At 60.3% G+C, this 21178-nt stretch carries 21 protein-coding genes; 7 read left to right on the forward strand and 14 right to left on the reverse strand.

Annotated elements, in window-relative coordinates; all coding sequences use genetic code 11:
• The first annotated feature begins 40 nt into the window (after positions 1 to 40).
• The 3 genes from metF (at position 41) to ACOYXH_RS23400 (ending at position 3948) form a co-directional block, all read left to right on the forward strand.
• Positions 41 to 886: a methylenetetrahydrofolate reductase [NAD(P)H] gene (gene metF / locus ACOYXH_RS23390; protein ID WP_095049506.1), complete on the forward strand. Its 846-nt coding sequence runs from the start codon at positions 41 to 43 to the stop codon at positions 884 to 886.
• Positions 887 to 1032: 146 nt separating this feature from the next.
• Positions 1033 to 1845 (forward strand): substrate-binding periplasmic protein, encoded by an 813-nt coding sequence (locus ACOYXH_RS23395; RefSeq protein WP_194935197.1) that lies wholly within the window; start codon positions 1033 to 1035, stop codon positions 1843 to 1845.
• A gap of 222 nt (positions 1846 to 2067) precedes the next feature.
• Entirely contained in the window at positions 2068 to 3948 is a 1881-nt protein-coding gene (locus ACOYXH_RS23400) for a DEAD/DEAH box helicase (protein WP_460409964.1), read from the forward strand.
• A 259-nt stretch (positions 3949 to 4207) separates the two neighbouring features.
• On the opposite strand, the gene ACOYXH_RS23405 is transcribed toward ACOYXH_RS23400, so the two are convergent.
• Together ACOYXH_RS23405 and ACOYXH_RS23410 are read right to left on the reverse strand one after the other, a co-directional pair.
• Positions 4208 to 4786, reverse strand: coding sequence for a YceI family protein (locus tag ACOYXH_RS23405; protein ID WP_038358767.1), 579 nt, complete (start codon positions 4784 to 4786; stop codon positions 4208 to 4210).
• A 31-nt stretch (positions 4787 to 4817) separates the two neighbouring features.
• Entirely contained in the window at positions 4818 to 5369 is a 552-nt protein-coding gene (locus ACOYXH_RS23410; RefSeq protein WP_460409965.1) for a cytochrome b, read from the reverse strand.
• Between the two features lie 320 nt (positions 5370 to 5689).
• Between ACOYXH_RS23410 and ACOYXH_RS23415 the strand changes: the two genes are divergently transcribed.
• Positions 5690 to 6187, forward strand: coding sequence for a hypothetical protein (locus tag ACOYXH_RS23415; RefSeq protein ID WP_095049505.1), 498 nt, complete (start codon positions 5690 to 5692; stop codon positions 6185 to 6187).
• Between the two features lie 373 nt (positions 6188 to 6560).
• Here ACOYXH_RS23415 and ACOYXH_RS23420 read toward each other — a convergent pair whose 3' ends face one another.
• Positions 6561 to 8324, reverse strand: coding sequence for a flavin monoamine oxidase family protein (locus ACOYXH_RS23420; protein ID WP_095049485.1), 1764 nt, complete (start codon positions 8322 to 8324; stop codon positions 6561 to 6563).
• Between the two features lie 223 nt (positions 8325 to 8547).
• Between ACOYXH_RS23420 and ACOYXH_RS23425 the strand changes: the two genes are divergently transcribed.
• The gene (locus ACOYXH_RS23425; RefSeq protein WP_460409966.1) at positions 8548 to 9954 is read left to right on the forward strand and encodes an adenosylmethionine--8-amino-7-oxononanoate transaminase; all 1407 of its coding nucleotides are present in this window, start codon (positions 8548 to 8550) and stop codon (positions 9952 to 9954) included.
• 132 nt (positions 9955 to 10086) lie between these two features.
• Positions 10087 to 10806 carry a 16S rRNA (uracil(1498)-N(3))-methyltransferase gene (locus tag ACOYXH_RS23430; protein ID WP_320413601.1) on the forward strand — a complete coding sequence of 240 codons (720 nt, stop codon included), beginning with the start codon at positions 10087 to 10089 and terminating at the stop codon, positions 10804 to 10806.
• A gap of 111 nt (positions 10807 to 10917) precedes the next feature.
• Here the strand turns inward: ACOYXH_RS23430 and trhA are convergent, their stop codons facing one another.
• The gene (gene trhA, locus ACOYXH_RS23435) at positions 10918 to 11535 is read right to left on the reverse strand and encodes a PAQR family membrane homeostasis protein TrhA (RefSeq protein ID WP_047596560.1); all 618 of its coding nucleotides are present in this window, start codon (positions 11533 to 11535) and stop codon (positions 10918 to 10920) included.
• A 209-nt stretch (positions 11536 to 11744) separates the two neighbouring features.
• On the opposite strand from trhA, the gene ACOYXH_RS23440 reads away from it, so the two are divergent.
• Entirely contained in the window at positions 11745 to 12665 is a 921-nt protein-coding gene (locus ACOYXH_RS23440) for a LysR family transcriptional regulator (protein ID WP_034153639.1), read from the forward strand.
• A gap of 186 nt (positions 12666 to 12851) precedes the next feature.
• On the opposite strand, the gene madM is transcribed toward ACOYXH_RS23440, so the two are convergent.
• From madM to ACOYXH_RS23490, 10 genes are all read right to left on the reverse strand, one after another.
• A complete protein-coding gene (madM, locus tag ACOYXH_RS23445; protein ID WP_038861195.1) occupies positions 12852 to 13616 on the reverse strand; it encodes a malonate transporter subunit MadM in 765 nt (254 codons plus the stop codon).
• Between the two features lie 5 nt (positions 13617 to 13621).
• On the reverse strand, positions 13622 to 14014 hold the full coding sequence (gene madL, locus ACOYXH_RS23450) for a malonate transporter subunit MadL (RefSeq protein ID WP_016984760.1): 393 nt from the start codon (positions 14012 to 14014) through the stop codon (positions 13622 to 13624).
• Positions 14015 to 14079: 65 nt separating this feature from the next.
• Positions 14080 to 15000, reverse strand: coding sequence for a malonate decarboxylase subunit epsilon (gene mdcH / locus ACOYXH_RS23455; protein ID WP_460409967.1), 921 nt, complete (start codon positions 14998 to 15000; stop codon positions 14080 to 14082).
• On the reverse strand, positions 14997 to 15617 hold the full coding sequence (locus ACOYXH_RS23460; protein WP_258708933.1) for a malonate decarboxylase holo-ACP synthase: 621 nt from the start codon (positions 15615 to 15617) through the stop codon (positions 14997 to 14999). The genes mdcH and ACOYXH_RS23460 overlap by 4 nt, the downstream gene beginning before the upstream one ends.
• The gene (mdcE, locus tag ACOYXH_RS23465; protein ID WP_460409968.1) at positions 15611 to 16396 is read right to left on the reverse strand and encodes a biotin-independent malonate decarboxylase subunit gamma; all 786 of its coding nucleotides are present in this window, start codon (positions 16394 to 16396) and stop codon (positions 15611 to 15613) included. The genes ACOYXH_RS23460 and mdcE overlap by 7 nt, the downstream gene beginning before the upstream one ends.
• Positions 16393 to 17244 (reverse strand): biotin-independent malonate decarboxylase subunit beta, encoded by an 852-nt coding sequence (locus ACOYXH_RS23470; RefSeq protein ID WP_460409969.1) that lies wholly within the window; start codon positions 17242 to 17244, stop codon positions 16393 to 16395. The genes mdcE and ACOYXH_RS23470 overlap by 4 nt, the downstream gene beginning before the upstream one ends.
• Positions 17237 to 17536 (reverse strand): malonate decarboxylase subunit delta, encoded by a 300-nt coding sequence (locus ACOYXH_RS23475; protein WP_007913697.1) that lies wholly within the window; start codon positions 17534 to 17536, stop codon positions 17237 to 17239. The genes ACOYXH_RS23470 and ACOYXH_RS23475 overlap by 8 nt, the downstream gene beginning before the upstream one ends.
• Entirely contained in the window at positions 17536 to 18408 is an 873-nt protein-coding gene (locus ACOYXH_RS23480; RefSeq protein WP_460409970.1) for a triphosphoribosyl-dephospho-CoA synthase, read from the reverse strand. Before ACOYXH_RS23480 ends, ACOYXH_RS23475 begins: the two co-directional genes overlap by 1 nt.
• Positions 18408 to 20078: a malonate decarboxylase subunit alpha gene (mdcA, locus tag ACOYXH_RS23485; RefSeq protein WP_460409971.1), complete on the reverse strand. Its 1671-nt coding sequence runs from the start codon at positions 20076 to 20078 to the stop codon at positions 18408 to 18410. The genes ACOYXH_RS23480 and mdcA overlap by 1 nt, the downstream gene beginning before the upstream one ends.
• 295 nt (positions 20079 to 20373) lie before the next feature.
• Positions 20374 to 20739 carry a DUF6124 family protein gene (locus tag ACOYXH_RS23490; protein ID WP_460409972.1) on the reverse strand — a complete coding sequence of 122 codons (366 nt, stop codon included), beginning with the start codon at positions 20737 to 20739 and terminating at the stop codon, positions 20374 to 20376.
• Between the last annotated feature and the right edge of the window lie 439 nt (positions 20740 to 21178).

Raw genomic sequence — 21178 nt, forward strand, 5'->3', positions numbered from 1 at the left:
TTGCAGCGCCTCGAAGGTTCTTGTTTCCAAGGGTATGACCATGTCCCAAGACCGTCGCTACAGCTTCGAGTTCTTCCCGACCAAGACCGATGCTGGGCATGAAAAGCTGCTCAACGTTGCCCGTCAGTTGGCAACGTACAATCCCGATTTCTTCTCCTGCACCTATGGCGCTGGTGGTTCGACACGTGATCGCACCCTCAACACCGTTCTGCAACTGGAAAGCGAAGTCAAAGTACCGGCCGCACCGCACCTGTCGTGCGTCGGCGACAGCAAGGACGACCTGCGCGGCCTGCTGAACGAGTACAAGGCTGCCGGCATCAAGCGTATCGTCGCCCTGCGTGGCGACCTGCCATCCGGCATGGGCATGACCAGCGGTGAGCTGCGTCACGCCAATGAACTGGTTGAATTCATTCGTGAAGAAACCGGTGATCATTTCCACATCGAAGTTGCCGCTTACCCGGAGATGCATCCGCAAGCGCGCAACTACGAAGACGATCTGGCCAATTTCATCCGCAAGGCCCGTGCCGGCGCCGACAGCGCCATCACCCAGTACTTCTTCAACGCCGACAGCTACTTCTACTTCGTCGACCGTTTGCAGGCGCAGGGTGTGGATCTGCCGATCGTTCCGGGGATCATGCCGATCACCAACTACAGCAAACTCGCGCGCTTCTCCGATGCCTGCGGTGCGGAAATTCCGCGCTGGATCCGCAAGCAACTGGAAGCCTACGGCGATGACACGCAAAGCATTCAGCGCTTTGGTGAGCAAGTTGTCAGCGAGATGTGCGAACGCCTGCTGCAAGGTGGCGCGCCGGGTCTGCACTTCTATTCCATGAACCAGGCTGAGCCTAGTCTGGCGATCTGGAATAACCTGAAGTTGCCGCGTTAAGCATCATAGAAAGATCAAAAGATCGCAGCCTTCGGCAGCTCCTACAGGGGGTGTCGCAGTTGCGATCTTTTGCTTTTAAAGGCCCGAAACAGAGCTTGTGCAGGCACTTTCTGGCTCTTTCGCGTTTCTCGTCGTAATCTCAAGCCATGCCTTTGATCACGCAGTTATTCGCCGTGCTGGTTTTTGCTTGCCTGAGCTTCGCCGCTCGAGGCGAGAAGTTGCGTATTGTCACCGAGCCGTGGGCGCCCTATGTCTACGAAGAGAACGGTAAAAACCTCGGGCTGGATTACGAAACCACGGCCATTGTCTTCAAACGTCTGGGCATCGAAGTCGAATGGCAGTTCTTGCCGTGGAAGCGCTGCCTGTCGATGCTTGAGACCGGTCAGGCCGATGGCGCGCTGGACATTTTTCACAGCGACGAGCGCGACGCGACCCTGCTTTACCCGAGCGAGCCGCTGTCGGACGTCGAGTTCGTCCTGTTCTACGCCAACGACCGGCCACACCCGTTCAGCAAACTCGAGGAACTCAAAGGCCTGACCATAGGCACCTCGCCGGGTTATCTGTACAGCCCCGACTTCAGCGAATCAACACTGTTTACCCGTGAACCGGCACCGACCCACGAAGCCAACTTCGGCAAACTGGTGCGCGGTCGCATCGACTTGCTGATCACCGATCGCCGTGTCGGTCAGCACTTGCTCGATGAGCTGAATATTCGCGATCAAATCACCGAAAACCCCACTGTCATTAGCCGCCAGAGCCAGTTTCTCGCGGTTAGACGCAATGCCGGCATGGATTTGCTGGTGCAGCGATTTGGCGCCGAGCTCAAGCGATTCAAGCGCGAACCGGCTTACGCCGAGCTGAGCGCACGCTACGGCGCGGCTCCCGCCATGGCTGCGCCGCTGGGCAATGCCACGGCCAGCGGTAAAACCGTTGAGCAGCAGGAAAGCAGCGCGCAGTGATTGCTCTGTTATACTCCGGCGTTCCCGCCAGGCTCACGCCCGGACGCCCGGAACCGTAACAGGCCTCTCGACCCGCTACAGCGCAGCTTTGCAGCCCGCGCGAGCACTCCAGACGTGCCTTCGGAACCGCAGCAGGACCGGACGGGATTGCGTCCTCTTAAACGCCATTCGCGCCAGGCAAGACTCCCATTGGGCCAAGCCCTAACTAAAACAGGATTACTCATGTCCTTTGCTTCCCTCGGTCTCTCCGAGGCTTTAGTCCGCGCCATCGAAGATGCGGGCTATACCGAGCCTACTCCGGTGCAACAGCGGGCCATTCCCGCCGTGTTGCAAGGTCGCGACCTGATGGTTGCGGCACAGACAGGTACCGGTAAAACCGGCGGTTTCGCCCTTCCGATCCTGGAGCGGTTGTTCCCCAACGGTCACCCGGACAAATCCCAGCGTCATGGCCCGCGCCAACCGCGCGTACTGGTCCTGACCCCGACCCGCGAACTCGCGGCCCAGGTTCACGAGAGCTTCAAGATCTACGCTCGTGACCTGAAATTCGTCAGCGCCTGCATCTTCGGCGGCGTCGGCATGAACCCACAGGTTCAGGCCATGTCCCGCGGCGTCGACGTACTCGTTGCCTGCCCGGGTCGCTTGCTCGACCTCTGCGGCCAGGGCAGCGTTGACCTGTCCCACGTGGAAATCCTCGTCCTCGACGAAGCCGACCGCATGCTCGACATGGGTTTCGTGCACGACGTGAAGAAAGTCCTCGCGCGCCTGCCGTCCAAGCGTCAGAACCTGCTGTTCTCGGCAACCTTCTCCAAAGACATCACCGACCTCGCCGGCAAGCTGCTGCACAACCCGGAACGCATCGAAGTGACGCCGCCGAACACCACGGTCGAGCGCATCGAACAACGCGTATTCCGTCTGCCGGCCAGCCACAAGCGTGCGCTGCTGGCACACCTGATCACCGCCGGCGCGTGGGAACAGGTGCTGGTCTTCACCCGCACCAAGCACGGCGCCAACCGTCTGGCCGAGTACCTGGACAAGCACGGCCTGCCGGCTGTAGCGATCCACGGTAACAAGAGCCAGAACGCGCGCACCAAAGCGCTGGCCGACTTCAAGGCCAGCCAGGTACGCATTCTGGTTGCGACCGACATCGCCGCACGCGGTCTGGACATCGATCAGTTGCCACACGTGGTCAACTTCGAACTGCCGAACGTCGATGAAGACTACGTGCACCGTATCGGCCGTACCGGCCGTGCCGGTCGTTCGGGCGAGGCGATCTCGCTGGTTGCCCCGGACGAAGAGAAACTGCTGAAAAGCATCGAACGCATGACCAAGCAGAAAATCGCCGACGGCGACCTGATGGGCTTCGATTCGAGCACCATTGAAGCCGAGAAGCCGGAAGTGCGTGAGCGTCCGGACGTGCGTAACCCGCGCAATCCACGTGGCCCACGCGGCGACGGCCCGAATGGCGGCGGCGGTGGCGGTCGTAAAGACAAAGGCAAAGACAAGGGCAAGGAAAAACCGGCCGGTGAACGTGGCGAGCGCCCTGCCCGTCAGCAAAAACCGCGCGAAGGCACTCCGAGCCGCGAACAGCGTCCGAGCCAACCGCCACGTGCGGCGGCTGATCGTGCACCGGACGAGTTCCTCGACGACGATATCGATAACTTCGGTAACCGCGTTGATTACGTACCAAAACCAGCCCCTGCCGGCGGCCGTGGCCGTCGTCCAGGCGCACCGGCTCAAGGTGCAGGCGCAGGTTCGGGCGCACCACGTGGCGGTCAGTCGCAGGGGCGTCAGAACGGTCCGCGCAACAGCAACGGTTCGAGCACCGGCACCCCGCCAGCCAAGCGCAGCGGCCCGCGCAACGGCGCACCGCGTGATGGTCAGTCGGGTCGTCGCGACGATTCCGCCTCGTCGTCGCGCAACCGCCGTCCGGCCCGTGACGATCAGCCACGTAGCGAACCAGCCGTGCAGAACCCGCGCAGCAACGGCCCGAAGATCATGCACAAGGAATCGAAAGCCGACCGCTTCCCGACGCCTGAGCAGCTCGATCAACTGCCAAGCCGCCCGCGTGGCGAAAAACCAGCATTGCTGACCCGCAATCGCTGAGTTAACGCCGCCATAAAAATGCCCCGTCTCGCAAGAGCCGGGGCATTTTTTTATGCCGCCACAAATACCCCTGAATCACCGCATATCCCCTGTGGGAGCGAGCCTGCTCGCGAAAGCGGTCATTCGCCAACATCATTGCTGACTGACCCGCCGCCTTCGCGAGCAGGCTCGCTCCCACAGGGGATGCGTGTGTGTCGTAGGCAATAAAAAACGCCCCCGATCTTTCGACCGGGGGCGTTTTTGTGTGGCAGAGCAAAAGTTATTTAACTTTCACGCCTTCCAGCGAGATGTCCAGATCTGCGGTTTGCGAGGTAGGACCTGGGCCCTTGATCCCGAAATCGTTCAGGTTGAGGGTGGTCTTGGCGTTGAAGCCAGCGCGTTCGCCGCCCCATGGATCCTTGCCTTCGCCGTTGAACGTAGCCTTGAAGGTCACAGGCTTGGTCACACCGTGCAGGGTCAGGTCGCCAGTCACATCAGCAGTCTTTTCACCGGTCGATTTAACGGCGGTGGAGACGAACTTGGCATCAGCAAATTTGCCAACGTCGAGGAAGTCTTTGCTGGCGATGTGCTTGTCACGTTCAGCGTGGTTCGACCACAGGCTGGCGGTTTTCACATCAACCGAGATCTTGCTGGCTTCAGGCTTGGCCGAATCCCACGAGAACGTACCGTCGAAATCTTTGAAAGTACCGTGAATGAAGCTGTAGCCCAGATGGCTGATTTTCCAGTCAACGAAGGCGTGCTGACCTTCCTTGTCGATTTTGTAGTCCGCAGCCATGGCCTGACCAGCCGAGAGCAGTGCAGAACCGATTGCCAGAGCGGCCAGAGTCTTTTTCAACATGCTTTCTTTTCCTTTGAGTCGAGGTTGAATTTCAGGCTTTGCGACCGAGCATTCGCGTCAGGGTCGCATCACGATCGATAAAGTGGTGCTTCAATGCTGCCAACGCATGGAGGCCGGAAAAAATTACCAGTGCCCACGCGAGCCAGAGATGAATCACCCCAGCGGTATCTGCCTGATCCGGTAGCCCGGAAACCAGTGCAGGAACTTCAAACAGGCCAAACACCGGGATCCCGACACCGTCTGCGGTGGAAATCAGGTAACCGGCAAGCATCACAGCGAACAGCCCCAGATACAGAAACCCATGGCCGAACTTGGCGCCGATGCGGGTCATGCGGCTGTAGCTTTGCAGCGTCGGCGGCGGTGGGCTGATAAAGCGCCACAGCACCCGCAACACCATCACACCCAACAGCACCAGACCGATACTCTTGTGCAGATCCGGCGCCTCTTTGCGCCAGCTGCTGTAGTAATCCAGCCCGACCATCCACAGGCCCAACGCGAACAGCCCGAAGAACACCAGCGCCACACCCCAGTGCATGAAGATGCTGACCCAACCATAGCGCGAAGAAGAGTTACGTAGCTGCATTGCCCAAATCCTGTGAGAACTGCGAACCAAGACTAGCGAGTTATCTATCGAATTAAAGCGGAAAATTTTGCTTTGAAATATCGAGAAATACGATCAAGAGTCTGGAAGTGGCGTGTTAAGGAAAGATTAAAGGCGATTCTACCGCGCAGCGCTCGGACCACGGGGCGCGATTCTCCTTCTGCTCCGGCGCGCCGCGGAGCAGGCAGTGATCACAAAAAATTCGCAGAAAAAGAAAATTCATTTAATAACTATGTATCGCTAGTTGGCCGCTTGCCCCTGATCAAATGATGACTCAATCATTCATTGAAAAGGTGAAAAACATGGCGCTTCGTTATAGCCCCTTTCAAGCAAGTGGCACTTCCGAGTTACCACCAAACCAGACAATGTCTCCGGGCCAATACCTGCAATCCGAGAACGGTCGATATCGGTTGTTATTGCAGAGCGATGGCAATCTGGTGATAAAAGAAGGTGAAGCATTAGTCTGGATTGCCGACAACAATCAACCTTACAGTGCAACTCTGCATCCAAAGAAGATGCGTGAACCACTACAATTTGTCGTAAGTAATAACGGATTTCTCTTCGACCCTTCCAGACGGCGACTATGGATTGCCGAAAGTACCCACAGCCTCGAAAAGTCGCTGTGGTACAACACTTACCTGACGATGCAGGACGATGGCAATCTGGTCATTTACGATCAGCGCAACGGCAACCTGCGTTGGGCTCGCTTCGGTTTTATCCCCGGGCGGATTCGAAAACCCAAGCAGCGCTGGCTCAGAAAGTTACCGAACGGCACCGAGTTCTATAAATGGGACTTTTAACAAGCCAACGCTCTTTTGATTGATTAGTTGGTGAAAACTGGCGGCGGCTGCAAGCAATCGGCACTGTAGGGATCAATCTTGCATTGATACGCAAGTTCTGCGTTATATCCACCTGGAAAGAAACGCCCATTGGCACAACCGGAAAGTGTCATCAACAGAAGTATTACCGTAAGTCTTTTCATCGAGCGACTCCAATTTCTTCAAGCATAAAGTTGGAGCTCAGGCACCCGCTATCATTTCGTTCCGATTGTTTTGTGGGAAGTGTCCTGCGCAAAGGTAAGCCTTGAGACTGCACCGGGAAGGATCGAAGTGCGCGCTTCTGGCAAAAAAAACGCGGCCCGTGTGGCCGCGTTTTTTTTATTGAAGCAAAGGCCTACTGCGCCTTGGTCTCAGTGGTGGCTGCCGGCTTGGCCGCTGGCTTCTTCGCCGGCTCAGCCTTCTTCGCTGCCGGTTTCGCCGCAGGCTTTTTCGCCTCGGTTTTAGCCGCTGGCTTCTTCACCGCTGGCTTGGCCGCTGCTTTCTTCGCCGGTTCAGCTTTCACTGGTGCCGCAGGCTTCGGCGGTTCCACCGGAGCTGGCGCAGGTGCCGGAGTCGGCGCTGGTGCGACCGGAGCAGGAGCCGGCTCTGGCGCCTTCACTGGCTCAGGCTTCTTCTCGTCATCCGAACCACCGAACAGGTTGCTGAAGAAGTTGCCCTTCTTCGCCGCCACGGCACCCGCCGCGCCCGCCGCTGCTGCAGCCGGCACTACTTTGGCTGGCTCAAACGATTTGCCTGCCGCCAGATCTTCAACCTGACTCGCCGCCCGCTGACCGGTGCGCAGCGCGCCTTCCAGGGTGCCCGGGTACAAGGTGTCGGTGTGTTCGCCGGCGAACGTCACGCGTTGCAGCGGACGCTCCCACAGACGCCAGAACTTGCTGATCTGGCCCGGGCCGTAAGCCAGGTACGCGCCGCCCATCGACGGGTCGGTGCTGTAGCGGCGGATTTCATAACCGGTGAACGAACCACGGGCCTGTGGATAAAACGCGTGCAGACGAATCAGCACCTGATCGACCATTTGCTTGTCGCCAAACGCCTGCATCACACGAGCGTTGTCGCCGGACAGGTTGATCACCACGTTGGCGCCGCCCTTCAGGGCTGGCTCGATCCACAACATGCCGAGACCGGTGTTGCTGTAGATCTCGCCGGACATGCGCGCCTTGCTTTCCCACACCGGCGTCTTGAACTTCAGCATGATCTGGTCGCGCCAGCCGTAGTTGGTGCCCTTGATCGCCGCCAGATGCTGAGCGTCCAGCGCCGGGGTCAGGGCAATCTTGTTCAATGCACGCAGCGGCACAGCCAGCACAACGTAGTCGGCCTGATAGCCAACACTGCCGACCTTGACGGTCACGCCGTCCTTGTCCTGAGTGATCGCCGACACCGGCGAGTTGGTCTTGATGGTTTTGATCTGTTTGACGAACGCCTGCGCCAGCACTTGGCTGCCGCCGACCAGACGCGAAGCGCGCAGGTCACGGTCGGAGATGCCGCGATACACGCGGTTCTGCTGCGCGAAGTACAGCAGCGACAGACGCGAAGGCTCGTCGTAGTGAGTGCGGATGTCCTGGTTGATCAACTGGCGCGCAGTGGCTGGCAGGTTCTGCTTGTCGAGCCAGCTCGATACGGTGATCTGGTCCAGCGCGTGCAGGGTGCTGGTTGCCGCCGGGTTTTGCGGGTCGTCAATCGAACGCGCCAGATCATCGAGGGTTTTCTGGTAGCGCTTCAAGGCATCGGCGGTGGCCGGCTGCTTGGTCGCCAGATCGGCGGCAGAGAAATACTCGCCGTCGATCAGGTAGCCCGGGGTACGCACGAATTCCGGCGCCGGCGTGGTGCCCAGCTTGAACGTCGAGACGTACTTGTTCAGCACTGGCTGGGTCTTGTCGTTGCCGATCCACTCGCTGGTGGCCATGCCCGAGCGACCACCCAGGCTCGGTTTGGCTTCCAGCAGGGTGACCTGCCAGCCTTTGTTTTGCAGCTCATAAGCGGCGGTCAGGCCCGACAGGCCGCCGCCGATCACGATTGCAGTTTTATCCTTGGCCAGCGCTGTAACGCTGAACAGCCCCAACATCACCAGCGCACAGGCGCGCAGCCAACCGACAGACATTCAGCGAACTCCGGAAATACACGTAGGAAAAAGCAGTTTTGCGGGTCAGACGACCCAAATAACCGCGAAGAATACGTTAGCCATCAAAACGCCGCCAGCGACGTCTATCGGCTCATACAAAGTAGCTCAATCGACACAATGGGTTGTCCCCGCGCGACGCATTGCATAGGCTTGCGCGATTGTTTGCCCGCGCCTGACGCGAGCCGCCTCGAGGAGACTGTAAATGGGCCTGAATAACCAGTGGATGCAACGCGACCTCGCGGTGTTGTGGCATCCCTGCACCCAGATGAAAGACCACGAACAGCTGCCGCTGATCCCGATCAAGCGCGGCGAAGGCGTCTGGCTCGAAGACTTCGAAGGCAAGCGCTACCTCGACGCCGTCAGCTCGTGGTGGGTCAACGTGTTTGGCCACGCCAACCCGCGCATCAACCAACGCATCAAGGATCAGGTCGATCAGCTGGAGCACGTGATTCTGGCTGGCTTCAGCCATCAACCGGTGATCGAACTGTCCGAGCGTCTGGTGAAGATGACCCCGGAAGGCTTGAACCGGGTGTTCTACGCCGATAACGGTTCGTCCTGCATCGAAGTCGCGCTGAAAATGAGCTTTCACTACTGGCTCAATCGCGGCCAGCCAAACAAAAAGCGCTTCGTCACCCTGACCAACAGCTACCACGGTGAAACCATGGCGGCGATGGCGGTCGGCGACGTGCCGCTGTTCACCGAGACCTATAAAGCGCTGCTGATGGACACCATCAAGGTGCCGAGCCCGGATTGCTACGGGCGCCCCGACGGCATGAGCTGGGAAGAACACTCGCGCAATATGTTCGCGGCCATGGAGCAGACTTTGGCCGAGCATCATGACAGCGTCGCGGCAGTGATCGTCGAGCCGTTGATTCAGGGTGCCGGCGGCATGCGCATGTATCACCCGGTGTATCTGACGTTGCTGCGCGAGGCCTGCGACCGTTATGGCGTGCACCTGATCCTCGATGAAATCGCCGTCGGCTTCGGTCGCACCGGGACGATGTTTGCCTGCGAGCAGGCCGGTATTCGTCCGGACTTCCTCTGCTTGTCGAAGGCGCTGACCGGCGGCTATCTGCCGTTGGCGGCGTGCCTGACCACCGATGAGGTCTACAGCGCGTTCTACGACGACTATCCAACCCTGCGCGCCTTCCTCCATTCGCACAGCTACACCGGCAACCCGCTGGCGTGCGCGGCGGCACTGGCGACGCTGGATATCTTCGAGCAGGACAACGTCATCGAGAACAACAAGGCCCTGGCCCAGCACATGGCCTCGGCGACGGCGCATCTGGTCGATCACCCGAACGTCTCCGAAGTGCGGCAGACCGGCATGGTCCTGGCCATCGAGATGGTCAAGGATAAAGCCACGAAAGAGGCCTACCCTTGGCAGGAACGTCGCGGTTTGAAAGTGTTCCAGCATGCGCTGGAACGTGGCGCGTTGCTGCGCCCGCTCGGTAGCGTGGTGTATTTCCTGCCGCCGTACGTGATCACCCCGGAGCAGATCGACTTCCTCGCCGAAGTGGCTAGCGAAGGCATCGACATTGCTACGCGTGACAGCGTCAGCGTCGCCGTGCCGAAAGACTTCCATCCCGGCTTCCGTGACCCAGGCTAACCGTGACCGCTCGTTCCCACGCTCCGCGTGGGCATGCAGCCCGGGACGCTCCGCGTCCCAAAGCGGACGCAGAGCGTCCATTGAGGCATTCCCACGCAGAGTGTGGGAACGATCTAATCTGAGAGACCCGAAATGAGACTGTCCCGCTTCTTTATCGACGCCCCCCTGAGCACCGGCGAACACGAATTGCCCGAGGCCCAGGCGCATTACATCAGCCGCGTACTGCGCATGGCCGAGGGCGATGCGGTGCAGCTGTTCGACGGTTCCGGCCATGAGTTTCGCGGTTCGCTGGTGGAAGTCGGCAAGAAACGCGTGACCGTGCAGATCGACGAGCAATTCGCGGGGCAGGTCGAATCGCCGCTGCACATCCACCTCGGCCAGGGCCTGTCCCGTGGCGAGCGAATGGACTGGGCCATTCAGAAAGCCACCGAACTGGGCGTGAATGAAATCACCCCAATCTTCAGCGACCGCTGCGAAGTCCGCCTCAAGGACGAACGCGCCGACAAACGCCTGCTGCACTGGCGCCAGGTGGCGATCAGCGCTTGCGAGCAATGCGGTCGTTCGCGGGTACCGGTGATTCATCCGCCGGTTTTGTTGGCGGACTGGATCAAGCAAACCGAAGCCGAGTTGAAACTGGTGCTGCACCCGGTGGCGCAGCCGTTGGTGAGTCATGCCAAACCGGTGACGCTGGCGTTCTTGATCGGGCCTGAGGGCGGTTTGACGGATGCCGAAGTCGAGCAAGCCAAAGGCAACGGTTTCCACGCCGCCCGCCTCGGCCCGCGCGTGCTGCGCACTGAAACTGCGCCGGTGGTTGCACTGGCGGTGGCCCAACAGCTTTGGGGTGACTTCTAAGGCCCCATCGCTGGCAAGCCAGCTCCCACAGGATCTTTGTTGGCCACAACATCCGTGAACAACGCTAAACCCTGTGGGAGCTGGCTTGCCAGCGATTAGCCGCGCCTCGGTCTATAGGACGTAAAACAAGATCGCCACAAAGTGCAGCAAACTCCCCGCAATCACAAACAAATGCCAGATCCCATGCGCATGCCGCAGCCGGTGATCCAGGGCAAAAAAGATAATCCCCACCGTGTACAAAACCCCGCCCGACGCCAGCCAGGCAAAACCTGTCGTACCCAGCGCCGCAATCAGCGGTTTGACCGCCACCAACACAATCCAGCCCATCACCGCATAAATCACGATCGACAGAATCCGCGCTTCCGAACGCGGTTTGATCTCCTGCAGGATGCCAATCAGCGCTAACCCCCAGACAATCCCGAACAACGTCCAGCCCCACGGTCCGCGCAGGGTCACCAGGCAGAACGGCGTGTAACTGCCGGCGATCAACAGGTAGATCGAAAAGTGATCAACCTTCTTCATGATCGCTTTCTTGCGCCCGCGCACGCTGTGGTACACGGTCGAGGCGCTGTAGAGCACCAGTAAGGTAAACGCGTAGATCGCCACACTGACAATCTTCCACGGGCTGCCGTCGAGGCTGGCGATCACCAGCATCCAGACGCCGCCGATAAACGCTGCCACTGCCCCGACCAAATGCGTCCAGGCGTTGAGTTTTTCTCCGTGATACATGTATCGCTCACCTCAATATTCGTTACCGCAGCGCGCAAGGCTCGGGCCTTGAGCGTAAAAGCGCAATGTTTCTGTTCAACGCCAAGATCAAAAGATCGCAGCCTTCGGCAGCTACTACGGGTGATCGCATTCCAATGCAGGAGCTGCCGAAGGCTGCGATCTTTTGATGTTCAAGGCACAATCGACGCATTCCAAAAAGAGTCCGCGCCATGCTGATCGACGAAGAATTGACCCTGAAAAAACTCGAGGTGTTCCTCGCCTTCATGCGTACCGGCAACCTCGCCCGCGCCGCTGCCGAGTTGCAGACCAGCAACGTCAGCGTGCACCGCGCAATCCACTCGCTGGAAAGCGCCCTGCGCTGCCCGCTGTTCAAACACGAAGGGCGCAACCTGACGCCGCTGGAAAGCGCTTATGTACTCGAAGAACGGGCGCAGAAGCTGATCAATGACGTCGTCGAAAGCGTACGCCTGACCCGCGAAGCCGCCGGGTTCTCCGCCGAACGCTTCAAACTCGGATCCTTGTATTCGCTGACCGTGAAAACCGTGCCGCAACTGATCATGGGGCTGAAAATCCGCCGCAGCGAACTCAACATCGACCTGATCCTCGGCTCGAACATCGACCTGCTCTACAAGCTGAAAAACATGGAAGTCGACGCGATTCTGGTATCGCTGGACGACAGCATCAACGACCCGGATTGCGAGCAGATTGCGCTGTTTTCCGACGACATCTTCCTCGCCACACCGGCGGATTCAAAGTTCGCGCAACGCAGTGAAGTGGATCTGGCTGAAGTGCGCGATGAGACTTTCATCACCCTGACTCAGGGTTTTGCCACGCATCAGGACGGTAACCGGGTATTCAAGCAGGCGGGGTTCGAGCCGAAGGTGGCGATGCAGGTGAATGACATCTTCACGCTATTGAGCATGGTCAGTTCGGGGGTGGGTTATGCGTTGCTGCCGGGAAGGATTGCGGCGGTGTATGAGAACCGGGTGAAGCTGATTCCGCTGCAGGAGAAGTACCGGTTGCAGCAGCACATTGGCGTGGTGTTCTTGAAGGCCAAGGAGCGGGATCCGAATTTGCTGGCGTTGCTGGCGGAGTGTCGGATGTATGCGAATCGGCAGGCAGGGGTTTAGATCAAGATCAAGATCAAGAGCTACCCCCTCTCCCCCAAGGGGTAGAGGGGGAAAGGGAGCAGATCTTCATGGGTTTCAAAACCTGAGTTCGACTCAGAACTTTCAGGTCGGCGAACCTCCAACATCCACCTCGGTCAGTCCCCTCTCCCTCCGGGAGAGGGTTAGGGTGAGGGCAGCTTTTAGTGACTAACCCATCAACCCGCGCATCGCCAGAAACAACAACGAAGGCCCAAGCAAACACCCAAGCGCGGTGTAAAACGCCGCCGTCAGACACCCGTAAGGCACCAGCTTCGGATCGGTCGCCGCCAACCCGCCGGCCACACCGCTGGACGTGCCCATCAAGCCGCCGAAAATCACCGCACTGCGTGGATTGTTCAGGCCAATCATCGGCGCCACGAACGGCGTCATCACCATCACCAGAATCGCCTTGATCAACCCCGCCGCAATCGACAGCGCCATCACCTCGGAACTGGCGCCAATCGCCGCGCCGGTCACCGGGCCGACAATGTAGGTGACCGCGCCAGCACCAATAGTGGTCAGGCTCACGGCATCGGTGTAACCGAACGCCATCGCCACGCCAACCCCCGCCACGAAAGATGTTCCTACACCGACAAACAGCGCCAGTACCCCGACGAATCCTGCACGTTTCAGCTCATCGACACTCACGCCGAAGGCCGTGGCGACAATCGCGAAATCGCGCAGCATCGCGCCACCCAACAGACCGATACCCGACAACAACGGAATATCCACCACGCCTTTCTGCCCACCGGTCAGTGCCCCGCCGACATATGACAGCACCAGCCCCAGCAGAATGGCGATGGCCGAGCCGTGCAAACGGCCCTTGGTGAAGGTGTTGGACATCCAGTAGGAGACCCACATGGTCAGCCCGACAATCAGAAACCCGCTGATCAAACCGTAGCCGGTAATCACTTTCATCATCGATTCGTACATGGCGATTACCCCGCAGTCTTGGCTGGAGCAATCGGGGTCTGCTCCTTGTTACCCATGCGCGTCAGCACGGGCACCAGGGCAAAAGCGATCACCACTGCGAGGGTGCCGGCGAGAATCGCCATCGGCCCGCCCTTCAACGCGCCATAGACGTTTTGCTGCGCGGCCATGGCGACCACGATCGGAATGTAGATGGCGCTCCAGAACTCGACGCCCTGCTCGGTCTTGCCCTTGAGCCAACCGCTTTTGTTCAGATAACTGCCGAGGCCGATCAACAGCAGCATCGCAATGCCGACGCCGCCGACGTTGGCCGGCACGCCGATCAGCTTGCCGAGCAGTTCACCGACCCAGATACCCACCAGCGTACAAAAGGCGAGAAACGCCACACCGTAAATAATCATTGTTGTAGTCCTCAAAGTGCATCGTCGAATGTTGTTTTTGTTGTTCGAAGCTTGAGTCGGCGGTTTTAGAGTTGGCGGCCACCCTCCTCACGCAACAGCGCCTGCAAGGTGTCGAGACGCGCACTGTCGAAGGCCGTGACCGTGCCCTGCTCGAACACCCGGCGCGCCAGCCCGGTCAGCACCGCACCGTGCGGCAGTTCGATCTGTAAACGTACGCCACGCTCGTAGGCGCTTTGTACGGTGCCGCGCCAATCCACCACGCGGCACATGTTGAAAGCAAGGTCGTCGCGCAGCGCTTCGACTTTGCTCACAGGGCGCGCGCGACTGCCGCTCAGGTAAGCGATTTTCGGGTTTTTCAGTTCGACCTTGGCGAAAGCTTCTGCGAGGGTTTGCGCCGGTTTTTCCAGCAGCGGACAGTGCGACGGCACACTCACTGCCAGACGTTTCGCCAGGCCGGCACCACGACTGCGCGCCAGTTCGGCCACGGCTTGCATCGCCTCGTCACTGCCGGCAATCACCACCTGATTGTCGGCGTTGATGTTGGCCAGATACACCGGCGAATCTTCGCTGTGCACCTGCGCCAGCAACGTTTCGACTGTGGATAACTGCAGACCGATAATCGCGGTCATGCCGTAGCCCTGTGGATAAGCTTGCTGCATCAGTTCGCCGCGCAGGCTGACCAGATGCAAGGCATCGCCGAAGCTCAATGCACCCGCAACCACCGCTGCCGGGTAGGCGCCGATGGACAAGCCAGCCACGTAATCCGCCATGAACCCGTTCTGCAATAACTGCCGCGATGCAGCGACGCCGCCGATCAGCAGGCACAGCTGAACCGCCCTCGTCGTGCGCAATGCTTCAGCAGAATCGAGCAACGAGACATCCTCACCGAGCACATCGCTGGCCTCGGTCAACGTTTCCCGAGGCAAGCGCTGCAGCATGCCCGCCTGCTGCGCGCCCTGGCCGGGGAACACCAGCAGACTGCTCACGCTGCCTGCTCCTGCGGGTTCCACGGATCAATCACCAGGCAAGCCTGATGAGCATTTTTCAGCAGCACGCGTGCCGATCCGCTGGCCCACTCGCGCAATGCGACCGCACCGAACGGCGTCTGCAACTGCATGTCGATCCGGCACTCGGCTTGATCAAAAATCTCTACGAATTTACGAGCCTGATTACGCGTGATCAGCTGCGGTGTACGCAGAATCAAATCGAGGTCGCTGGCCGCGTGCATCGCGGTAAAACCACTGGCCAATTCAAACCCGACACTGCCGCTGACACCCCAGACCCAACCGCAATCGTCGAGCATCGGCCGCAGCTGTTTGAGCGCCTGCATGACCGGCAGATCGCGCTCGCAGTCGACGTGACACAGCGCTTCGGGGCTGACCCGACAGGCAATCGAATCGAGCGCCATAAACGCCGCCAGCCGCTGCTCGCGCAACACACCGCGCACGCCCACCGCGACAAAACCTTCAGCACTCAACGCCCGCCGCACTGCCACCGGTTGCCCGGCGGCCAATGACTCGACTGCCCACAGCGGCGCATCTGCCGGCAACTGCGCCGGGGTCATACCCCAGAGCAGATCGTGGGCCAGAGGCGTGCTCACCACTGCGCCCTCAACAGTTCGCGCACCTTGCTGGAGGCCGCACGATTCTTCGCGCCGAGGCGATTGCTCAGATCAGTGCTAACGACATCGCCGATGGCTTGCTTCAGGCACTCGTTAACTCTCGATAGATCCTCCGCCGTCGGCTGCTCAATCTGTTGCACCGACAGGGTTTCCCAGAGCAAACCGAGACTCGCGTAGCTGTCGATGTCATAAGCCATCGGCGGCACACTGGCGGCCAGCGCTTCCAGCTCTTCAACACTGCGCAACGTCACTCGCGCCGCCGACGCCTTGCCCATCGCATGCACCATCACGCCGGGATCGCGCAACGCAATCAAACGGTTGGCCTGATAACCATGCGCCAGAAACGCCCCGGACATCGCCTTGCCCACCAGCAATGCAATCACCGGATGCCCGGCCAAACGTGCGCGGGCATAACTGTCCGCCGCACCGGCCAGCGCCTGATGAATGCCAAGCGCTTCTTCGCGCCGACCATAAGCCTGGCTCGGCACATCGACGATGGCGATGATCGGGCGTTTCTGCGCTTTATCGCGGTCAGCGCTGATCGCATCATCCACAGCCTTGGCCAGACCCCAGCCTTCAAGCAAGCCGACTTCGCCATTGCGAGCACGTGGAAAACGATTGTCCGGGTCAGCGACCACAGCGATAAAACGCCCCAGATCACCGTCAGCAACCTTCAACGAGGCCGGCAGACCTTCAACCACCACAGCGCCCGCGCTCAAGGCGTTGAACCAGTTCAAACCGCGCAGCGAATAACCGCTCATGAGCGCTCTCCTTGATACAGATCGCGAACCACCGACGGTTCGATTTGCGGGTCAGTGTTCAGACTGCTCAGGCGTTGCAGGAACCATTCGGCGCGCTGGCTACGCGGTTGCGCCGGCAAACCTTGCTGCAGCAATTCGCCGACCTGCTGACGAATCCTCGCCACATCATCGGCGACATACCGATCCACCAGACCACTGGCGAAACGCTGCTCGCCACCGGTCAGGCTCCAAATGAACGGCCGGTCGCGGGAGTCGTATTCTTCGATCCCGGCTTCTTGCTCGATCACTTGCGGGCCGTTCAAACCGAGGCGTGCTTCCTGAGTCACCAGCAAATAGCTGCACAGCGCCGCCGCAATCGACATACCGCCGAAACAACCAACGCTGCCCGCCACCACCCCAACCACCGGTTGGTACTGCTGCAAATCGACAATCGCCGCATGAATATCAGCAATCGCCGCCAACCCAAGATTGGCTTCCTGCAAACGCACACCACCGGTTTCCAGCAACAACACCGCGCGCGTCGGGATGCCCTTGCGGTTGTCTTCAGCCGCCAGCTCCAGCGCGCCGGCAATCTTCGCCCCGCCGACTTCGCCAAGGCTGCCGCCCTGAAACGCACCTTCAATCGCAGCGATGACCACCGGCAAACCGTCGAGACTACCCTTGGCAATCACCACGCCGTCATCGGCCTGCGGCACCACGCCCTGACGTTCGAGCCATGGCGACATTACCCGTTGAAACGGATCGAGCAATTCGCGAAAGCTGCCGGCATCGAGCAGGGCTTGCGCCCGTTGCCGCGCGCCGAGTTCGACAAAGCTGTGTTTGTTGAGCAACGCTGCGCTGTCAGTCATGGCCGATCTCCTCGAAACCTTGTTCCAGACGCAAACGCACCACCCCCGGCGTCGCGCCGAAGTCGTGGATATCAATAGCCATCGCCGGCGGCGTGGTGCCGTCGAACATCCGCGCAAACAGGTGCTGCCAGCGCAGTTGCGCGCCGTTCACCGAGGTCTGCACATTGATCGTCAGCTTGCCGGCCAGACCCGGCTCGATCAGCACTTCCAGATCACCCGAGCCGACACAACCGACCAGCGCGCGACCGCGTGGCGGCTGCCCGGCGGGGAATTCAAACGATAGGGTTTCCATCAAAACGCTCCCTGAGAGATGCCGTCGCGCTCGATACGGTCGAGCAGCAGCGTGGCGGCGAGCAAGTCGGCGGCGCCACCGGGCGAGGCATTCAATGCGATGAGTTGTTGATCGAGTTCGTGCAAGCGACGGCGTCCGCTGAGGCTGGCGCTGCCACCGGCGTCGAGCACCGCTTGCGCGCCGGACTGCATGGCGTGCAGGCCCTCTTCACCGGCGCGGTAGAGCACGCAGGTGTCGGCCAGATTCGTCATGATTGCGAGCAAGGCGTCGAGCCGAGCGTTCTGCTCGCCATGGCCGTTGGCGCGGCTGCGCTTGAGTTGCGGCAGGCCGCGTTGCAGCACCGAGGGGAAGCCGAGTTGCGCTTCTTCACGCGCGCCGCGTGCGCCGTAACGCAGGGCGACCTGGGCGCCGTGGCTCAATGGTTTGGGTGCGTAGCGGTCCTCCAGTAAGGCCAGACGTGCGGCGCGCAGGGTCACGGCGTTAGCGCTGGAGGATTGCGGTTCCAACGCAGCAGCGGTCACCAATAATCCCAAGGCCCAGATCGCCCCACGATGCGTGTTCACGCCATCGGTGGTCGTGAGCATGGCTTGCTCGCCTTCACGACCGATGCGGCCAATCGCTTCGCGCAACGTTGAATCGACGTCGCCGATTGCAACCGCCGCTTCGGCCATTTCCTTGAACGCCGGCCACAACGACAGCGCCGAAGCGTGCATCAGGCCCAGGTGCAGATCGGTGTGCGCGCCATTGCCGCGACGGTCGACCAGCGCCGGTTTCGGCGACAGATCCGCTTCGTCGATCAGCGCGTCCACCGCCAGATCAGCCAATCGATCAGCCAGGGACAGCGGTTGCGCTTGCAGGTTAAGTGCGTGCATTACCAGCTCCTGAATTTGGCGGGCGGGTTGTACAGGCCGCCGGACCACTCGACCAGATCGGCCACGCTTTTTGCTGCGAGCAGTTCGCGGGTGGCGTCGGTGCGGCGGATGCCGAGGTCTTCGGGCAAAGCGATCAGGCCTTCGCGGCGCATGCGTTCGGTGTCTTTCGGGTTGTGGCGCAGGCCGATGGCGGTAACGCCGGCGACCGCGGCGATCATTGCCTGGCGCTCTTCCAGCGAGCGCGCCTTGTACAGGTAGGCGATGCCTTCTTCGGTGAGCAAGTGGGTGACGTCGTCGCCGTAGATCATGATCGGCGCCAGCGGCATGCCACTTTTCTTCGCCACTTCGACCGCGTCGAGGGTATCGACGAAGGTCGGTTTGCCGCCTTCCTGGAAGGTCTCGACCATTTGCACCACGAGTTTCTTGCCGCGTTCGAGCATCGGTTGCTGCGAATCGTCGTGGCGCATGTCCAGCCACGCCGGGGTGCCGTGACGCCGACCGCGCGGGTCGTGGCCCATATTCGGCGCGCCACCGAAACCGGCGAGACGGCCACGGGTGACGGTCGAGGAATGGCCATCGCCATCGACCTGCAACGTCGCGCCGATAAACAGATCCACCGCGTACTGCCCGGCGAGTTGGCAGAACATCCGGTTGGAACGCAACGAGCCGTCGCGGCCGGTGAAGAACACGTCCGGACGCGCGGCGATGTAGTTTTCCATGCCGAGTTCGGTGCCGAAGCAATGCACGCTTTCGACCCAGCCGCTCTCGATCGCCGGGATCAACGTCGGGTGCGGGTTGAGCGTCCAGTTGCGGCAGATTTTGCCCTTCAAGCCAAGAGACTCGCCGTAAGTCGGCAGGATCAATTCGATGGCGGCGGTGTTGAAACCGATGCCGTGGTTGAGCGATTGCACGTTGTGTTTTTCGTAGATGCCACGGATCGCCATCATCGCCATCAACACGTGCACAGGCTTGATATGGCGCGGGTCACGGGTGAACAATGGTTCGATGTAGAACGGCTTGTCCGCCACCACGACGAAATCGACCCACGACGCCGGGATGTCGACGCGGGGCAGTTCGCTGACGTCGTCGACCAACTGGTTGACCTGGACGATGACGATGCCGTCGCTGAACGCCGCCGGTTCGATCAGTGCCGGCGTGTCTTCGGTGCTCGGGCCGGTATAGATGTTGCCGGCGCGGTCGGCCATGAACCCGGCCGAGAGCACGACGTTGGGGATCAGGTCCACCACCAGCCGCGCGTAGAGTTCGATGTAAGTGTGGATCGCGCCGACTTCGAGCAAGCCGTCTTCAAGCAACTGGCTGATGCGCAGGCTCTGGGTGCCGGCGAAGGAGAAATCTAGCTTGCGGGCGATGCCGCGTTCGAACAGGTCGAGGTGCTCGGAGCGACCGACGCTGGGCATGATCATGTGCAGGTCGTGGAGCTTTTCCGGGTCGGCTTTGGCTAGCGAGCGCGAGAGGAAGTCCGCCTGCTTCTGGTTGTTGCCCTCCAGCACCACACGGTCGCCGGGATGAATCAGCGCTTCGAGCGCGGCGACGATCTTGTCGGTGGGCAACACCACACCGTCGGCCAGCCCGCGCACCTTGTCGAGCCGGCGCTGCTTCTCATCGCGCCGCCGCGTCCAGCGCGAGTCGGGGGAAATTGTTGTTGTCATGCTCACTCCACGGGTTCGCTGTCGTGGAGCTAAGGTAGGCGCGTGGGGTGGGGGCATCAATCAAGCGCGGTGGTGAATCATTACGCTGAGCGTAATGATCAAGAGCGCCCTCACCCTAGCCCTCTCCCGGGGGGAGAGGGGACTGACCGAGGTGTCTGGCGCTATACATCGACCTGCCCCACCGAGTCGATTATGGATTCACAGCAGTATTTTCAGGTCGGCGTAACTTGTGAGCATCCCACGGTCGGCCCCCTCTCCCTCCGGGAGAGGGCTGGGGTGAGGGTCAGCTTTTAAGTCACTCCGTCGGCACCAACCTATCCAACAAACGGTTAACAGCCATCTCCGCCACCATCACCACCTGCGCAATACCCTGCACAGTCTTGCGGTGCGTGCCGTCCACCGTTGCCGCGTGATTGTTGAGCATGACCGTAGCCGAACCGAGGGTTTCACTGGCGTCAGCCAGCAAGGATTCGGTGTCGGCCTTGGGATTGGCCATGTACAGCGTGTTCGGGGTGTAGGGCGTGGCCATGAGGTCGGCGTTGGTCGGGCCGAGGTAATGATCGAGGGCGCGTTCGGCGGCTTCGTGGAATTTCCTGGAGTCGGGGGATTCGTAGGGGGATGTCGGGTCTGCGAGCGGGGGGTTAGGCGTTGGTTTAATCATCTTCAGGTTCCGAAATAAAGCTGGAACCGCTTCTCTGCTAAAAGAAGGGGTGGCAGCTGAACGCAGGTTAGCAGACCGGGGAACCTAAGGAAGCCGGCGCGCCGAAGCGCCCTGCGCACAGCCGCCATCGAATGCAGGCGCTAAGCCTGACGATGATGCATGTGCACCCTTAGATTAACCACGGGCTGCTAAACCCGATCACTGGAAATCAGTGACGGAATCAAGTTACGCAGCATGCCAAAGGCGCACAAGCCGGCGGATTCTGGTGCATGCGTAGGCAGCGGCGCAAGGATTTGTAGGCTAGGGAGCCGTAACACCGGGTGTCTTTAAACAACGCGACTAGAAGGCGTTTATTGCGCACAGAGATTGAGGATTTGTCTGTCGGATTTTGGTGGATGCCGCAGGCGCTATCGCGAGCAGGCTCACTCCTACAGGGGAA

It is taken from the genome of Pseudomonas sp. Mb7 (genome assembly GCF_054790525.1).

Excerpts from the sequence above, each read along its gene's own strand:
- ACOYXH_RS23410 (WP_460409965.1), bottom strand. The coding sequence starts at position 5,369 with ATGCAGCTACGTAACTCTTCTTCGCGCTATGGTTGGGTCAGCATCTTC.
- ACOYXH_RS23425 (WP_460409966.1), top strand. The coding sequence starts at position 8,548 with ATGGGCCTGAATAACCAGTGGATGCAACGCGACCTCGCGGTGTTGTGG.
- ACOYXH_RS23440 (WP_034153639.1), top strand. The coding sequence starts at position 11,745 with ATGCTGATCGACGAAGAATTGACCCTGAAAAAACTCGAGGTGTTCCTC.
- ACOYXH_RS23490 (WP_460409972.1), bottom strand. The coding sequence starts at position 20,739 with ATGATTAAACCAACGCCTAACCCCCCGCTCGCAGACCCGACATCCCCC.
- trhA (WP_047596560.1), bottom strand. The coding sequence starts at position 11,535 with ATGTATCACGGAGAAAAACTCAACGCCTGGACGCATTTGGTCGGGGCA.
- mdcA (WP_460409971.1), bottom strand. The coding sequence starts at position 20,078 with ATGACAACAACAATTTCCCCCGACTCGCGCTGGACGCGGCGGCGCGAT.
- ACOYXH_RS23430 (WP_320413601.1), top strand. The coding sequence starts at position 10,087 with ATGAGACTGTCCCGCTTCTTTATCGACGCCCCCCTGAGCACCGGCGAA.
- ACOYXH_RS23470 (WP_460409969.1), bottom strand. The coding sequence starts at position 17,244 with ATGACTGACAGCGCAGCGTTGCTCAACAAACACAGCTTTGTCGAACTC.
- ACOYXH_RS23480 (WP_460409970.1), bottom strand. The coding sequence starts at position 18,408 with ATGCACGCACTTAACCTGCAAGCGCAACCGCTGTCCCTGGCTGATCGA.
- mdcE (WP_460409968.1), bottom strand. The coding sequence starts at position 16,396 with ATGAGCGGTTATTCGCTGCGCGGTTTGAACTGGTTCAACGCCTTGAGC.
- ACOYXH_RS23405 (WP_038358767.1), bottom strand. The coding sequence starts at position 4,786 with ATGTTGAAAAAGACTCTGGCCGCTCTGGCAATCGGTTCTGCACTGCTC.
- ACOYXH_RS23475 (WP_007913697.1), bottom strand. The coding sequence starts at position 17,536 with ATGGAAACCCTATCGTTTGAATTCCCCGCCGGGCAGCCGCCACGCGGT.
- metF (WP_095049506.1), top strand. The coding sequence starts at position 41 with ATGTCCCAAGACCGTCGCTACAGCTTCGAGTTCTTCCCGACCAAGACC.
- ACOYXH_RS23415 (WP_095049505.1), top strand. The coding sequence starts at position 5,690 with ATGGCGCTTCGTTATAGCCCCTTTCAAGCAAGTGGCACTTCCGAGTTA.
- madM (WP_038861195.1), bottom strand. The coding sequence starts at position 13,616 with ATGTACGAATCGATGATGAAAGTGATTACCGGCTACGGTTTGATCAGC.
- ACOYXH_RS23395 (WP_194935197.1), top strand. The coding sequence starts at position 1,033 with ATGCCTTTGATCACGCAGTTATTCGCCGTGCTGGTTTTTGCTTGCCTG.
- ACOYXH_RS23400 (WP_460409964.1), top strand. The coding sequence starts at position 2,068 with ATGTCCTTTGCTTCCCTCGGTCTCTCCGAGGCTTTAGTCCGCGCCATC.
- ACOYXH_RS23420 (WP_095049485.1), bottom strand. The coding sequence starts at position 8,324 with ATGTCTGTCGGTTGGCTGCGCGCCTGTGCGCTGGTGATGTTGGGGCTG.
- madL (WP_016984760.1), bottom strand. The coding sequence starts at position 14,014 with ATGATTATTTACGGTGTGGCGTTTCTCGCCTTTTGTACGCTGGTGGGT.